This is a genomic window from Chitinophaga sp. W2I13 (assembly GCF_050434005.1).
GTDB lineage: Bacteria > Bacteroidota > Bacteroidia > Chitinophagales > Chitinophagaceae > Chitinophaga.
In genome coordinates this window covers 7158399-7172212 of record NZ_JBNPWD010000001.1, presented here as the reverse complement: position 1 = coordinate 7172212, position 13814 = coordinate 7158399, and the positions used below count along the sequence as shown (strand labels likewise).

The window sequence follows — 13814 nt, the reverse complement described above, 5'->3', positions numbered from 1 at the left end:
AGTCGCACGAAAAATGTGATACTAATAATCGTATCATTTGTGGCATGCATATTATTGTTTTATGATACCGCTTTCGCACAGGCGCCTGCTTTTTTACACCCTGGCCTGCTGCATAGCCAGGCTGATTTACAGCGCATGAGAAACGGCGTGGCACAGCAACGGTCACCCATATACGAAGGTTACCTGGTTTTCAGGGAAAGTCCTTTTTCACATTATGATTACAGGATAAAGGGACCGCTGACGACCGTGGGCAGAAACCCGGGCATTGGCCAGTCCGACTATGACAGTGATGCCAATGCCGCTTATCAGAATGCGCTGATGTGGGCCATCACCGGTGATAAACGCCATGCCGAAACAGCGATCCGCATCATTGACGCATGGAGTAATACGCTGAAGGCGGTTACCGGAAAAGACGCCGTGCTGATGGCCGGCCTGGGCCCATTTAAAATGGTTAACGCCGCAGAGATTATAAGACACAGTAATGCGGGGTGGCCGGAAGATGCCGCAAAGCGTACAGAGAAACATTTTCGCCAGGTGATTTATCCTGTTCTTGCGGAGTTTGCGCCTTTTGCAAATGGCAACTGGGACGATGCCGCGCTTAAAACGGTGATGGGGATAGGGATTTTCTGCAATGACCGTGAAATTTTTGAAACGGCAGTCCGCTACTATGTAAACGGACGGGGGAATGGAAGCCTTACTCACTATATTATTAACGACACCGGCCAGGTACAGGAAACAGGAAGGGATCAGGCCCACACGCAGCTCGGCATTGGCATGCTGGCCGAATGCTGCGAAATGGCCTGGCACCAGGGACTGAACCTATATGCCTATGCTGACAACCGTTTATTAAAAGGATTTGAATACACCGCAAAATATAACCTGGGGTATAACGATATCCCCTATACGCCAATGCCTGACCGCACCGGTAAATACAGCCATATGCGTCCATCGGAGGTGGCACGGGGTAATCTGCGTGCTGTATTTGAACAGGTGTATAATCACTATGTACACAGGATGGGGATAGAGGCGCCGTTTACAAAAGCGGCGGCTGATAAACTCCGGCCTGAAGGCCCCGGTAATCCGGGGGCAGATCATCCCGGGTATGGTACCTTATTTTATTCCATTGATCCGGGAGAGGGAAACAGGCATGCACAAAATATTGTCACTGAAAGTCCTGCCGGGCTGGTATTGACAGCAACGCCTGATGCAAGTACGCTGAGCTGGGTTGGTCTGGTAGATGCTTCGTCTTACATAATCAAACGGGCAGATAAAAAAAATGGTCCGTATCTAACAATAGGAACTTCTACGGGAAATTTCTTCTCGGATGATCATGTAAAAAAAGGAGTTGTATACTATTATACTGTTGCAGGGATAAGTAATGGAAAAGAATCAGCCGCATCAATCCCTGTATCTCTAGCGGGCGGAGGGCTTCCCGGCGGCTGGCGTAACAGTGATATCGGAAATACAGGAAAGGCCGGTTACGCACAGTATGATGGCAATCTGCTCAGGATAGAGGCAGGGGGCGTATTTACAGACACCTTGCAGGAAGCTTTCAATTATACCTACAGGAAGCTGTTAAGAAATGAGGAGATGATTGTCGGGGTGTGTCCGCAGCCGAGTTCACAGTTTACAACGGTGGGACTGATGATCAGGTCCGGGCTGGAGCCCGACAGTCCTTTTGCCGCGCTGATGTTGTACCCTGGTAAAACAAAGGAAATAGAAGTGCCTGCATGGATGATGCAGTTCCTGCAACGGAAGGCTCCCGGAATTAATGCATCTGTTATTGCAAGGGAACTATTAACACCGCCGGCGGTAACCTACGGCCGCCTGACAGGAAGTTACTGGTTAAAGCTTAAGCGATCAGGCAATACCATAACAGGTTCCGGATCCTACGATGGTATAAAATGGCAGCAATTGGCATCTGTAGAATGGCGCGCTGACCAGCCGGTACTGATTGGTGTGGCTGCGGCCTCCAATATTTCAAATACCACTACGGTACGTGTTCGGCTGCATTAAAACCCAAAGAAGGATGAAGGTAAGTTTCGCAATTGTAATATTTCTTCTCATTGCATCCCGGTCTGCTGCGCAGGTTTGGCAGTGGAGTATTCTGGTAGACAATATTATTTCCGGTGAGACGAAAGCACCTCCGCATGCATTTCTCTGGATACCTGAGAACTGTAAAAAGTTAAAGGCGGTAGTTTGGGGGCAGCATAACATGACGGAAGAAACGGTGCTGGAACATCCTGCATTCCGTAAAACATTGGCTGAACTTGGGGTGGGAGAAATATGGGTTACCCCTATTACCACGCAGATGTTCGATTTCACCAAAAATGCACCTGCAGATTTTGAGATGATGATGAACCGGCTGGCAGAGGTCTCCGGATACACGGAGCTAAAAACAATTCCTGTTATTCCTATCGGCCATTCTGCCCAGGCCAGTTTTCCCTGGAATTTTGCGGCATGGAATCCGGCACGAACGCTGGCAGTAATATCCCTTCATGGCGATGCGCCGCTTACAACGCTAACCGGTAGCGGCAAGGCCAATCCGGATTGGGGCAACAGGGATATAAATGGTGTGCCTTCTCTTTTTATCATGGGGGAATATGAGTGGTGGGAAGACCGGATTGTCCCGGCATTCTCCTACATACAATCACATCCGCGTAGCGTCATCTCCTTATTTGCAGATGCCGGTCACAGTCATTTTGATGCATCAGATGCCTTAGTCGATTATCTCTCCTTGTTTATACGCAAAGCGATGAAATTCCGTTGGCGTGCAAAGGGTTTACATCCGGTGCAGCCGGAGGAGGGATGGTTGGTGGACAGATGGCACAGGGATAGTTTGCCTAACGCCGCTGCGGCGCCTTTCAACGCATATACGGGGAACAGGCAATCTGCTTCATGGGTATTTGACCGGCAAATGGCCGATGCCACCGAACAGTATTATCGCATGGCAAGAGGAAAACAGCAACAGTTCATCGGGTTTATGCAGGATGGCAAGCCGCTAATACCTGGTAAATCTCATGCTGTATATGCCATAGACAGCCCTCTGCTCAGCGATGGCACTTTTCATATCAGCGCATTTTTTAGCGATTCCACCAGAACCAGGCAAGTTGCTCAACATGCTTCAACGGCGCTGCAAATTAATCGTATATGCGGCCCCGTTAAGAAGATAAATGACACCACTTTCAGATTGGATTTTTACCGTATGGGCTTTAATAATACCAAGAGAAGCAACGATATCTGGCTGGTAGCGGAGAATAAAGGAGATGATACGTTTAAGAGCGCTGTACAGCAGTTGAATATTAAGATACCGCTACCGCAAACTACCGGTGAAGCGCAGCAGATACATTTCAAATCACTGCCGGATCAGCGAAAGGGGATAAAAGGTCTGCCACTGGCTGCACAGGCGACTTCGGGGTTGCCGGTGAGTTATTATGTAAAGGAAGGTCCCGCATATATTGACAACAATAAGCTGGTTTTTACAAGCGTGCCGCCACGTGCAAAGCTACCGTTAAAAGTTACTGTGGTGGCCTGGCAGTATGGCATTACAGGAAAGTTCCAGTCGGCAGTACCTGTTGAACAGTCGTTCTACATTCGTGCTGTTGAAACTGTCTTACCAGCGAAAACCGGAAGGACCCATTAGAGATTGGAGAAAACTATTCTGTTTTGTTCTCTTTAATCAGATTGGCCATATTAGCATTGAACGCCACCAGCTCAGTACCCAATTTTGTGAAAAATTCCAGGTCAGCATTTTCTACGCTGATAATAGCTTTTTGTAAGATCTTTTCCCCTGTAGCTGTAAGCCTGATCGTTTTGGCCCTCGTGTCCGTCGGATGCTCGTGACGGGTAATAAACTTTTTATCTTCCAGTGTTCTTAACACCTTCGATACCATCATCCTGTCCGCATTCCCCTGGTTTGCAATATCGATCTGTGTTACGGCATCGCTCTCCCTGGAAAGCCAGGCCAGTGCACAGAGCAGTATGAACTGGGTATGCGTCAGGTCCAGAGGATCTAAAACACGCTTTAGTTTTCTCTGCCATAACATGGTCAGCTGTCCCAGCAAATAGCCCGGACTGTCCTCTGGCTTTTTAAAATGAAACTCAATCTTTTTGGGCATAGTTTTTTTGTAGCATCTGTGAAGAAATCAGTTCAAAATCGTGCCGGTTGATCTCGAAGAAACCAAAACGGAATGGATAGCCCCAGCTTTTCTTGTTTTGGATAAAATCCAGCCGGGGAATTAACGGCAAAATAGAAACATCCTCACCTGGCAAAAATTCAATCTTACGCCTTGATGGGCAAAAGTTCTCAGACACCCGGATCTCATAGATTTCATCATCCATAACCTTTCCTATCGCGGTAAATTCCTGGCAGGCCTGGGGTTTTTCCAGTGTCTGCTTTCCCGAATAATAGATAATGAAATCATCCTTACGCATCCTTTTCAAAGGTGATGCCTTTCCATGGCAGGTTTGGGCAATTCCCTCTGCGATTCCGGTTTTGACATGGTCTTTCGATGCCACGATGATCCAGTATTTCGTATCCCTGTTCATATCCGAATGATTTAGTTTGACTTTAGAAAGGTGATGTTGTATCCGTCGGGGTCTTTAGCAACGAGGATTTTCCCGAAAGGTGTTGCCTGGACCGGGCCTAACAGGGGCACATTCTTTGCTGATAACCGGGCTTGCAGCTCCTCTATTTCCTCATCGATTGCGAACCAAAGTGAGGTACCTATACCGAGTTCTTTTCCTTCGAGGTTACCGATAGGCGTTCTGATGGCAAAACTTGCTTCGCCTTTGTTAAATTTAAAAATACAGGCTCCCGGATTGGAGATTCCTGCTTCTTCAAACCCTAGTTTGGTAATGTAAAATTCTTTCGAGGTTTCAAGATCCCTGACTTGCAGGGATGCAAATTCCAATTTTCTCATTGTGTATGTATATTGTTGTCGCAAATATAGTATATACGACAACAATATACAAATTTTATTATGATTGGTGTAATAAACGACGTGGGAATCCCTACTATGACATTGACGCTCACCAAAAATGGCATTAAAATGGCGGGCCTTCCGGTATGAAAAATACATTTCTTGTCTTTATTATCACTCTGGCTGCTATAGCCATTGCGGACAAAGCAGATGGACAAAGCCCGTCCACAAATATCACTGATACTGTTTTGGAAAACAAACGAAAGGACATCGACTCGCTTGATAAAAAGCTTTTCGAGGTGCTAGGGGCAAGAGAAGGGGTTGTCCGTGAGATAGGTGTTTATAAAGCCCGGCATCATATTGCTCCCTTACAGGCCGCCCGCTTTCAAAAGGTGCTGGAAAGAGGGATTGAGGCGGGTAAGAAAGAAGGACTGTCGGCCGAATTCGTCACTGAAATGCTCAATGCCATCCATAAAGAAAGTCTGCGGATAGAGGAGGCCATTTCGGATGATAAGCCCTAAAGCGATGGTGCCTGTCTAATCTCCCCCGCCTTTTAAACAAAGCATAATGCGCCTTTTAAACAAAACAAGCTATCTTCTTTAAACCGAATTTTGGTTCATCAAAACAATATGAGATGAACACGAACTCAAGTAAAGAAAAATTGGTGCTGGTTACCGGTGGCACTGGGTTTATTGCAGTGCATTGCATTGCTCAATTATTAAATGCCGGTTACCATGTAAGAGCGACATTGCGTTCTCTGGACCGTGGGGACACCGTGAGAGCCATGTTGCGCGAAGGCGGCGCTGACGCTGGTGACCGGCTAAATTTCGTGCAGGCCGATCTTGCTTCAGATGCCAACTGGAGTAAAGCGGTAAGTGATTGCACCTACGTTTTGCATGTGGCTTCACCTACTCCAAAAGTTAATTACAAACATGAGGATGAAATGATTATTCCGGCGCGGGAAGGTATACTGCGTGTATTGCGCACAGCCAAAGATGCCAGGGTAAAACGTGTAGTGCTGACCTCCGCCATCGGAGCGGTTGTTTACGGACATCCTAACCAAACAGCACCCTTCGATGAAAATACCTGGACGAATACAGCAAATGCTCCAGCCTATCAAAAATCAAAAACTCTGGCGGAAAGAGCGGCCTGGGACTTCATCAAAACGGAAGGAAACGGGCTGGAACTTGCTGTTATTAATCCGGTAACGGTTATGGGCCCGGTACTAGGACCTGATTATTCGCATTCCATTCACCTGATCAAAAATCTCCTGACCGGAAAGATGCCGGGTTGCCCTAAGATCAACTCGTGTTTTATAGATGTGCGTGATGTGGCGGACCTGCACCTGCGTGCAATGGAAAATCCTGCAGCAAACGGTGAGCGTTTTATTGCCACTGCCGGCGAAAGTATCTGGTTGGTGGCTGTGGCAAAAATATTAAAAGAGAACCTTGGTGCTGCTGCCGACAAAGTTAAAGTGAAAGAATTGCCCAATACTTTGTTACGTATTGCCGCGTTGAAAGACCCGATGGTTAAATCGATGATCCCGCTGTTGGGTAAAGTGATGAACGTAACCAGCGCAAAGGCCATTCGTCAGCTCGGCTGGTCTCCGCGCCCTGCAGAGGAAGCGATACTGGCCGCTGCACAAAGCCTGATCCGTTTGCAATTACTCGATCAATAAAGCTAACTTTATACCGATGGAAGTAGCCGAAGTATTTATTGCCTGCAAGAAAGAGGCCCATTACAGCCGTGAGCTAATTTTACCGCAACCAGCGCTGGTACAAATAGTTTCCGGCGAAATGAGGATTGTTACTGCGGAACGTCACTATCAGTTTTTCGCAGGCGATACGATCTTGTTACCCCGTAACCAATTGGGCAGGATGAGCAAACTCCCTTTGGCGGGGCAGCCCTGCATCGCCATATCAGTAGTGTTCCGTAAAGAAAAGCTACAGCAATATTATACGGAGAATCAGTTGGCCACTTCACAACGCCATGGTGCGGAGCTCATGGTTTTAGGAGAACATCCCTTATTGAAAAGTTTGTTCAATTCTTTACAACCTTACTTTGAGCTGGCCGATGCTTTGCCGGAGGACATCGCTGCCTTAAAAGTCGAGGAAGCCATTCGTGTACTCCGGGTAATTGACCCTCAGGTGGATCTGCTCTTGGGGCATTTTGAAGAGCCCGGCAAACTGGACCTGGTTAGTTTCATGGAGCAAAACTATTGTTTCAATCTTCCGCTGGAGAAATTTGGTTATCTGACCGGCAGAAGCCTGACTACCTTTAAAAAAGATTTCAGAAAAGCTTTCAACAGCACACCCGGCAAATGGCTCACCCAAAAACGCCTGGAACTGGCGCATTACCAGATCTCTGAAAAAAAACGAAAGCCATCCGAGGTTTACCTCGATGCAGGTTTCGAGGATCTTTCCCATTTTTCCTATGCGTTTAAAAAACATTTCGGATACAGTCCCGGCAGTTTGTAGAATAGCGATGCTTTATTAACCACCTTACTAAACGAAGTGCTATGAGTTATGAAATATTATTAATCCAGGGCGCGGGCCTTGTAACCACAGAAGAAGAACAGGTAATTGCAGACGCCCTGAAGGCTGAACTTGGCAATGAGTTCAGGATTATATACCCGCCTATTCCGGATGCTGACAATCCCAGTTATCAGGCCTGGGACGCTGTTTTAACGGCCAGCCTGGAAAACTTATCGGGAAAGGTTATCCTGCTCGGCCACTCTTTAGGAGCCTCTGTAATATTAAAGCATTTTTCCCAGGAGCCGGTTGCGGATAAAATAATAGGAATGATCCTGTTCGGTGTTCCCTATTGGAAGGATCAGAACTGGGATGTTTCGGAATATGTTATAGAAGATGATTTTGCAGGTAATCTTAACAAGCTGGATAATATTTATTTTTATTACTCAACAGACGATGAGGTGATTCCCCGTCAGCAATTTGAAACTTACCAAAAGTTAATGCCACAGGCAAATTACAGGGTGTTTTCAGGTATGGATCATTCTTATCACAGGGCAATACCGTACATGGTTGCAGACATCAAGGATTTGGCAACAAAAGCGCAGGAAGAAAGATAGTCACTGAATAAAAGAGCAGCGCTTTGAAAAAGGCGCTGCTCTTTTTTTAATTAATATTCCTGGAAGTCATAATACGAAACGGGGCCGCCGTTTACAGCCACCTGTACATAGGTGTTTGCATTGTCTGCCGCATTACAATAAACCGGGGTCGATGGTGTAAGGAATCCATATCCGTTCGCGGAATATACTATGTAACTGCCGGAAGAAACATACAAATAATTGCTCGACCAGCTTAAGCCGGATACAGGGCCATTACCAAAGGCATAGATGAAATTCCAGGCGAAAGCCGGCGCCTTCACGCCAGGGATGGAAGCTGTTTGTTTTAACGCGGAAGTGGCTTTCATGCCAAAACCGCAGCTAAGAATGATGGCTGCGGTCAAAAGTAGAGTCCTTTTGCTCATAAGATAACATTTAGAGGTTAATGTGATTAAACTTTCTAAAAGTTAAAAAGACTTTCTTTAACCGGTTCATCAATTTGTATCATAATGTTGACAATTTGTATCATTATAGAGGATAGAGGTTGCAACGGAGTGGTCGATCTTATCATGATGCGTAAGCCTCCGAATAAAACATTTTCTGAAATTAACTTAAGTGAAAAAAAACGTCCTCATATTCCCCCAGCTTTGCCTAAAAATATTCAATTATGGGAATATCACCTTTAGGCATCTTTCATACTATTATTGGTGTGGTAGCCATTATCGCAGGACTGGCATCCTTTTTTAAATTTGGAAAAATCAGCCTGGCTCACTGGTCAGGCAAGGTTTACTTTCTCGGAACACTGGTTACATCCCTGACCGCGCTGGGTATCTCCAGGCATGGAGGGTTCAATCCCGGGCATGGACTTAGTTTGTTGGTGATTGCATTGATAGGCATTTCATATTTCCTGTTTAAAAGAAAACAGGAAAGTAAAAAAGCGCGTTACTGGGAGAACTTTTGTTTTTCATTCAGCTTTTTCCTTTCTATGATCCCAACTGTCAACGAAACTTTAACAAGGATTCCGCTGCATCACCCGTTGGCAAGCGGACCAGGCGACCCTGTGGTTGGCAGAACGCTGTTAGTGGTACTGGTATTATTTATTGCGGGCGCTGTTTATCAGTTTATCAAACAGAAAAAATTCAACAAATCTGCCGGAATACGGTAACTTATTCTACATTAGTAGAAAATTGATGCAGATAAATGATTACTACTGATGAAACTTATTTATTAAGACAGGTAATAAGAGAATTTTCAGGACTGACAGAGGAGGATCTCTCTGTTAGTCTTGCTTTTTGGCATAAACGGAAAATTGCAAAAGGAGATTTTTATAACAAGCAAAATGTTGTTTGTAAAGATTTAGGAATTGTGGTCAAGGGAATGTTCAGAGTTTATTATTATGACCCTAAAACCGATGAGGAAAGAAACATTTTTTTCTTTTCCGAGCATCAATTTATTGTTTCTTTCAGAAGTTTTATTTTTCAGTATCCCTGTGTCTACTATATAGAAGCATTGGAGGATGCAGAGATCCTGTGCCTGAATTACCCCGATCTGCAGGATTTATACGCATCTCATAAAGGATGGGAGAAATTTGGGAGAATTCTTGCAGAGCATTTTTTTAATCATTCTCAGGGAAGGACAGAAGAACTGCTATTTTTAACCCATGAACAAAGGTATCTGAATTTACTACAAGAACATCCCAACATTGTGCAGCGTGTACCTTCGTTTCATATTGCTTCTTATTTAGGTATCAAAAATCAATCGCTGAGCCGCATAAAGAAGCGAATTTCGGAAAAGAAGAATAATGACAAAGCAAATATAGGCTAATTCCGATTTAGATAGAAAGGGACGTGGAACCAGGGAGGTTATTTAGAACTACTCAATGGATTCTTAATAATGCTTACTGAATCCTCACTATTGCTCACAATAGCCAGCCCTTCATTAAACTGCCCGGCTTCGGTAAATTGTGGTGGTATGATCCATTTACCTTTTGTGTCAACATAACCCCATAAATCATCTTGTCTTACCGCCAGTAGCCCTTCGCTAAAATTGCCTTCAGTGCCGGTAATACGTTTGCCTGCGGCATAAAGGAGCAGTTTGCCTGTTTCTGTAAAATTGCTGTCCAATAAGTAAAGGAAGCCGTCTTTGCTGTCACCCGCCTTTCCACGTATGATGCCCCAAAGAGGCCCGCCATCGTAATCTGGCGGCAACCTATCAAAACGGGGAGCTAACCTTATTGTACCTTTCTTATTTACTAATCCATAATGCCCATCTGCAAGGAACCTGGCGATGCCTTTTTTAAATATTGTCACTTCATTTATATTGTTGGTAATGGTAAACAAGGTATTACCTTTCTTATCAATTATTGCATGGTATTCGTCTCCTTCGTTTTGGTTCCCTGTTTTTTTTGTTACTGTTACTACCGCCACGCTATCTGAAAAATAAAAGGTATTGCTATACTGATAGGGGATCACCAACCGGCCGGCAGTATCCGCAAATCCGTGGCGGAAATTGTTATCTTTATCTGCCTGGAAAACTTCCAGCAGACCTTCTTTAAACATATAGGGCATACTGGTAGGTTCGGCTTTTATACTTTCCGCCGTAAATATTATTTTGCCATTAGTGTTGATACAGGCCCAGCCTTTATCTCCTGGAATCCACACAATGGCGCGTCCACAGGAAAAAGGTCTTGTATCCTTATATCCTGGTTCAATAACCAGTTTTCCTGTTTTATTAATATAACCATAGAGATCAGCACCCGCTGGTACTACCGACGCGAAGCCTTCACTAAACGGGGATGACAGATTATATTGGGCGGGTATTTTCCACTCACCTGCGGCATTGATAAAACCATATAGTCCATCTCTTTTTGTTTTTACGCTCAGGAGTCCCTCACTCATAGGTTGTATCCGGCTAAACTGTCCCGGTGGGATGGCATATTCCATTTCCTGCGCGCACGAAGTAAAATAAAAAAGGCTGCTTATTAGCAGCGATATTATCTTAAATAGATTATTTTGGTTCATCAATTATTTCATTTTGATGGTTTCTGCAAGCGTATATTGGTATTGGCTTTTTAAAAGTAGTACAGTTTTACCGGCAGATAAATACCTGAAAGCAGGTATTTATTGTAGCCCGTGTTATGGTTACTTTTAGATTTAAAACACAACGACCATCTTGTGAAAAAACTTATAAGTCACGTATTTTTTTATCGGGATAATGAATAGCAGATTTTTGATTTCTTTTTTCTTGTTAATGCTTGCATCACCCCTTATTTATGCCCAGGCATACAAGGGCGTTGTAGAAAAATTTTACGGTGCCCTGGGAAAGCGGGATTTTGACAGTGCCTATGCGTTGTGTACCGGGCCTCAATGGGGCACCCTGCAACAATTTGCCGATTCAGGCAGTTACGGCGGTATTAATCATGTTATCCTGTCGTCTGTTACTTATAAAAGACAGCGCGACACTAAAAACATGGAAGCAAAAGTAGATGTGGTAGTAAAAGACCCGGTGAACGGTGACGGAAGGTATATCCAGAACTTTGTGCTGGTAGAGAAAGAACACAAATGGTTTATCCGGAGTACCAGCCTGTTACAAACTGACAGGGCAGAAAAAGGCTGGAACCTTAAATTAATAGACCAGCCCGGGTTGGACAAAGCGACGGTGAATAATTTTATAAAACCTGTATACGATACTGTAAAAAACGATGCGGCTGTTAATAAAAAGAGCGCTCAACGCATTGTTAACGATCCCCGGTTTTTTCAAACTCCTGGTGGCGTATATGCGGTAGTAGTGGTGGAGAATCCCGGGCGGGAGCAGGGCATTCTTAGCTACGGCTGGTGCGATGCCTTTGTTTTTGAGCAAAAAGATCAACAATGGCGGATGACAGATTTTAAACTACATGCGGGAGGTGGGGGTATGTACGGCAATTCCGGGGGATTTAAGAAGTTGCTTCAGGCCGGGACTAATGTGGTAGCTTTGGTAATCGCCGGTGGGCAAATGCATATGGGAGATCTGGTGGAACAAGATGATATTATTGCGATGGAAGCCGGTAAATTATACAACCTGACTTCTGTCGTTATCCATCATAGCTATGGTGATTTTGGGTCGTCGCATGATGAAAAAAGCCTGAAAATATGCAACGAAAGAAACTATTTGTTTATCAAATCAGAAAAGAAAAATTACGACCTGAAAATTATACGCAGCAGTTGTCTTGTCTCTAAAAAAGAAAAGAAAACAGACAGCGTCATTATTCCCTGGATTAATAAGAACTATAGTTTTCCGGAAGCGCTGATGCATGAACCGGAAGCAAATTAAATTCAAGAAGAGATTATGAAAAAGATAAAGGCGATTGCAGTTGTCATTTTATTGTTATTGGGCAGAAGTACCTTTGCCCAAAGCTTTAGTCTTGAAAATTTAAGGCAGATGAATAAAATGAGTATGGACGCTTTCAGGATAGAGATGGAGGATAAGCAGAAGTTTGTTTTTGCTAATAAAAGAATGCCGCCGGAGGAGCCGTATACATACCATGCTTATGAACTGAAAAAGGAGGGTGGAACATTAACTATGGAAAAAATATTGTATTCTGACAGGCCTAATACAATAACCTACAACACTATCTATAAAAATGACCTGGAAACCATTCAGCAACAATTATTGAGAGAGGGGTATAAGGTGAAGTCGACCAGTAAAGTATTCGGCAACACGGTACAAATTACAGATTATACGCTGAATGGAATGGAAGTGCAACTGGTTGTACCGATGGCCGGTAATGGTATGCGTTATGGCATTACCCGTGCGTTAGCTTTAGCAATATGTAACTTTATGCAGGATAAAAACGTTTAATAAAAAAATGCAACCCTATGAGATTTATCTACTGTATTTTAGCTGCAGCATTGTTAGTAGCGGCCTGTAAGAAAGACAGGAAAAAGACAACCGCCTGTGATGTGGAAAATCCTGTGGCGAATCTACCCTGGCTGAAGCATGCCATCGACAGCTTTGTGTCGCTTAAGCAGGGCGGCAGTGTAACATTGGTCAGCTACAGGGGAGAGGATTACATCAATATCCAACAGAACATAATTTCCTGCTGGCCCTGTGGGTTGCATACCTGCACCGGGAAGCGCTTATTTTATCCCGGCGACAGCGCATTGATCAGCGACATTGCAAGGAATGGCGAGCCGAAGGTGATCCATACTTTTGGGGAGTAAGATGGGGGCAGCCTCATTTATTGCCAGGGAATTTACTGGCTTCGCCCTATAAGTGAAGGACCTGCTTTGTCACACTTCTTTAAGTATGGCAGCAAATACTTTCATTAAGTAATCCCGAACCTGCAGGCCCAGCTCCGTGGGTTGAACTCCGTATTGATATTTAATATTATTAGGGTCAAGGCTGAGATGATTAACATCTATTTCCTTATATAAGCCGAGCTTTATCAGTTCAGCGTATTTTTCTTGTCCGTATAAAGCCTCACTCTTGTGATAATACTTTGTAACTCCTTCACCAGTGATTAAGGTCTCTACGCCAGATGCTGACATCGAACTCAAAATATCCCGGATTTCTTTTGAAGGAGGCCGGGATATACTTTTCTCAATTTTGAGAGACAAGCTGCCTATTGTAATTGATTCTGAGTTATTTATTACTCCAGGTAACTCGTCCAGAATCAAATATAAAGGCCGCCAATATATTATAATGATTAGTAACGCAATTGTTGGCCATAATACAACCTTGAGCAAATCCGTTAACTGTACAATTTTTGGTGGCTTGGGAGGTGATGGTACGGCCTTGGAATCGTCAATAGCAACTTCTTTTGGGGGGATCATATAGGTAGGTTTAGT

General features: G+C 44.4%; 17 protein-coding genes. 11 read left to right on the top strand and 6 right to left on the bottom strand.

From position 1 onward, the window contains the following. Positions 1 to 39 precede the first annotated feature (39 nt). Both QFZ48_RS29340 and QFZ48_RS29335 read left to right on the top strand, forming a co-directional pair. The gene (locus QFZ48_RS29340; protein ID WP_429065020.1) at positions 40 to 2016 is read left to right on the top strand and encodes an alginate lyase family protein; all 1977 of its coding nucleotides are present in this window, start codon (positions 40 to 42) and stop codon (positions 2014 to 2016) included. Positions 2017 to 2029: 13 nt separating this feature from the next. Further along, positions 2030 to 3643, top strand: a complete 1614-nt coding sequence (locus QFZ48_RS29335; RefSeq protein ID WP_429065018.1) for a hypothetical protein — start codon at positions 2030 to 2032, stop codon at positions 3641 to 3643. A 13-nt stretch (positions 3644 to 3656) separates the two neighbouring features. Here QFZ48_RS29335 and QFZ48_RS29330 read toward each other — a convergent pair whose 3' ends face one another. The 3 genes from QFZ48_RS29330 to QFZ48_RS29320 are packed head-to-tail and all read right to left on the bottom strand — an operon-like array spanning position 3657 to position 4922. Continuing rightward, the gene (locus QFZ48_RS29330) at positions 3657 to 4118 is read right to left on the bottom strand and encodes a MarR family winged helix-turn-helix transcriptional regulator (RefSeq protein WP_429065016.1); all 462 of its coding nucleotides are present in this window, start codon (positions 4116 to 4118) and stop codon (positions 3657 to 3659) included. Then, the gene (locus QFZ48_RS29325) at positions 4102 to 4548 is read right to left on the bottom strand and encodes an EVE domain-containing protein (protein ID WP_429065014.1); all 447 of its coding nucleotides are present in this window, start codon (positions 4546 to 4548) and stop codon (positions 4102 to 4104) included. The genes QFZ48_RS29330 and QFZ48_RS29325 overlap by 17 nt, the downstream gene beginning before the upstream one ends. 11 nt (positions 4549 to 4559) lie before the next feature. After that, entirely contained in the window at positions 4560 to 4922 is a 363-nt protein-coding gene (locus tag QFZ48_RS29320) for a VOC family protein (protein WP_429065012.1), read from the bottom strand. A gap of 146 nt (positions 4923 to 5068) precedes the next feature. On the opposite strand from QFZ48_RS29320, the gene QFZ48_RS29315 reads away from it, so the two are divergent. The 4 genes from QFZ48_RS29315 (at position 5069) to QFZ48_RS29300 (ending at position 8010) form a co-directional block, all read left to right on the top strand. After that, the gene (locus QFZ48_RS29315) at positions 5069 to 5443 is read left to right on the top strand and encodes a chorismate mutase (RefSeq protein WP_429065010.1); all 375 of its coding nucleotides are present in this window, start codon (positions 5069 to 5071) and stop codon (positions 5441 to 5443) included. A 113-nt stretch (positions 5444 to 5556) separates the two neighbouring features. Next, the gene (locus tag QFZ48_RS29310) at positions 5557 to 6600 is read left to right on the top strand and encodes an SDR family oxidoreductase (protein WP_429065008.1); all 1044 of its coding nucleotides are present in this window, start codon (positions 5557 to 5559) and stop codon (positions 6598 to 6600) included. A gap of 16 nt (positions 6601 to 6616) precedes the next feature. Beyond that, positions 6617 to 7399, top strand: coding sequence for an AraC family transcriptional regulator (locus tag QFZ48_RS29305; RefSeq protein WP_429065006.1), 783 nt, complete (start codon positions 6617 to 6619; stop codon positions 7397 to 7399). 41 nt (positions 7400 to 7440) lie between these two features. Further along, the gene (locus QFZ48_RS29300) at positions 7441 to 8010 is read left to right on the top strand and encodes an alpha/beta hydrolase (RefSeq protein WP_429047310.1); all 570 of its coding nucleotides are present in this window, start codon (positions 7441 to 7443) and stop codon (positions 8008 to 8010) included. Positions 8011 to 8060: 50 nt separating this feature from the next. Here QFZ48_RS29300 and QFZ48_RS29295 read toward each other — a convergent pair whose 3' ends face one another. Further along, entirely contained in the window at positions 8061 to 8411 is a 351-nt protein-coding gene (locus tag QFZ48_RS29295; protein ID WP_429065005.1) for a hypothetical protein, read from the bottom strand. 242 nt (positions 8412 to 8653) lie between these two features. Here QFZ48_RS29295 and QFZ48_RS29290 point away from each other — a divergent pair, with 242 nt between their 5' ends. Together QFZ48_RS29290 and QFZ48_RS29285 are read left to right on the top strand one after the other, a co-directional pair. After that, positions 8654 to 9151 carry a hypothetical protein gene (locus tag QFZ48_RS29290; RefSeq protein WP_429047313.1) on the top strand — a complete coding sequence of 166 codons (498 nt, stop codon included), beginning with the start codon at positions 8654 to 8656 and terminating at the stop codon, positions 9149 to 9151. A 35-nt stretch (positions 9152 to 9186) separates the two neighbouring features. After that, complete coding sequence (locus tag QFZ48_RS29285) at positions 9187 to 9810, top strand: Crp/Fnr family transcriptional regulator (RefSeq protein WP_429047314.1); 624 nt, start codon at positions 9187 to 9189, stop codon at positions 9808 to 9810. A gap of 38 nt (positions 9811 to 9848) precedes the next feature. Here the strand turns inward: QFZ48_RS29285 and QFZ48_RS29280 are convergent, their stop codons facing one another. Next, a complete protein-coding gene (locus QFZ48_RS29280; protein WP_429065003.1) occupies positions 9849 to 10928 on the bottom strand; it encodes a WG repeat-containing protein in 1080 nt (359 codons plus the stop codon). A 307-nt stretch (positions 10929 to 11235) separates the two neighbouring features. Between QFZ48_RS29280 and QFZ48_RS29275 the strand changes: the two genes are divergently transcribed. Genes QFZ48_RS29275 through QFZ48_RS29265 form a run of 3 tightly spaced genes read left to right on the top strand, consistent with a single transcriptional unit; the run spans position 11236 to position 13187 of the window. Next, positions 11236 to 12297 (top strand): hypothetical protein, encoded by a 1062-nt coding sequence (locus tag QFZ48_RS29275; RefSeq protein ID WP_429065002.1) that lies wholly within the window; start codon positions 11236 to 11238, stop codon positions 12295 to 12297. Between the two features lie 15 nt (positions 12298 to 12312). Continuing rightward, entirely contained in the window at positions 12313 to 12825 is a 513-nt protein-coding gene (locus QFZ48_RS29270) for a hypothetical protein (protein ID WP_429065000.1), read from the top strand. 17 nt (positions 12826 to 12842) lie between these two features. Next, positions 12843 to 13187 (top strand): hypothetical protein, encoded by a 345-nt coding sequence (locus QFZ48_RS29265; protein WP_429047318.1) that lies wholly within the window; start codon positions 12843 to 12845, stop codon positions 13185 to 13187. Between the two features lie 69 nt (positions 13188 to 13256). Here the strand turns inward: QFZ48_RS29265 and QFZ48_RS29260 are convergent, their stop codons facing one another. Continuing rightward, positions 13257 to 13799, bottom strand: coding sequence for a hypothetical protein (locus tag QFZ48_RS29260; RefSeq protein WP_429047319.1), 543 nt, complete (start codon positions 13797 to 13799; stop codon positions 13257 to 13259). Positions 13800 to 13814 lie beyond the last annotated feature (15 nt).

Excerpts from the sequence above, each read along its gene's own strand:
- QFZ48_RS29285 (WP_429047314.1), top strand. The coding sequence starts at position 9,187 with ATGATTACTACTGATGAAACTTATTTATTAAGACAGGTAATAAGAGAA.
- QFZ48_RS29330 (WP_429065016.1), bottom strand. The coding sequence starts at position 4,118 with ATGCCCAAAAAGATTGAGTTTCATTTTAAAAAGCCAGAGGACAGTCCG.
- QFZ48_RS29265 (WP_429047318.1), top strand. The coding sequence starts at position 12,843 with ATGAGATTTATCTACTGTATTTTAGCTGCAGCATTGTTAGTAGCGGCC.
- QFZ48_RS29280 (WP_429065003.1), bottom strand. The coding sequence starts at position 10,928 with ATGGAATATGCCATCCCACCGGGACAGTTTAGCCGGATACAACCTATG.
- QFZ48_RS29310 (WP_429065008.1), top strand. The coding sequence starts at position 5,557 with ATGAACACGAACTCAAGTAAAGAAAAATTGGTGCTGGTTACCGGTGGC.
- QFZ48_RS29305 (WP_429065006.1), top strand. The coding sequence starts at position 6,617 with ATGGAAGTAGCCGAAGTATTTATTGCCTGCAAGAAAGAGGCCCATTAC.
- QFZ48_RS29335 (WP_429065018.1), top strand. The coding sequence starts at position 2,030 with ATGAAGGTAAGTTTCGCAATTGTAATATTTCTTCTCATTGCATCCCGG.
- QFZ48_RS29295 (WP_429065005.1), bottom strand. The coding sequence starts at position 8,411 with ATGAGCAAAAGGACTCTACTTTTGACCGCAGCCATCATTCTTAGCTGC.
- QFZ48_RS29260 (WP_429047319.1), bottom strand. The coding sequence starts at position 13,799 with ATGATCCCCCCAAAAGAAGTTGCTATTGACGATTCCAAGGCCGTACCA.
- QFZ48_RS29315 (WP_429065010.1), top strand. The coding sequence starts at position 5,069 with ATGAAAAATACATTTCTTGTCTTTATTATCACTCTGGCTGCTATAGCC.
- QFZ48_RS29300 (WP_429047310.1), top strand. The coding sequence starts at position 7,441 with ATGAGTTATGAAATATTATTAATCCAGGGCGCGGGCCTTGTAACCACA.
- QFZ48_RS29275 (WP_429065002.1), top strand. The coding sequence starts at position 11,236 with ATGCTTGCATCACCCCTTATTTATGCCCAGGCATACAAGGGCGTTGTA.
- QFZ48_RS29320 (WP_429065012.1), bottom strand. The coding sequence starts at position 4,922 with ATGAGAAAATTGGAATTTGCATCCCTGCAAGTCAGGGATCTTGAAACC.
- QFZ48_RS29270 (WP_429065000.1), top strand. The coding sequence starts at position 12,313 with ATGAAAAAGATAAAGGCGATTGCAGTTGTCATTTTATTGTTATTGGGC.
- QFZ48_RS29290 (WP_429047313.1), top strand. The coding sequence starts at position 8,654 with ATGGGAATATCACCTTTAGGCATCTTTCATACTATTATTGGTGTGGTA.
- QFZ48_RS29325 (WP_429065014.1), bottom strand. The coding sequence starts at position 4,548 with ATGAACAGGGATACGAAATACTGGATCATCGTGGCATCGAAAGACCAT.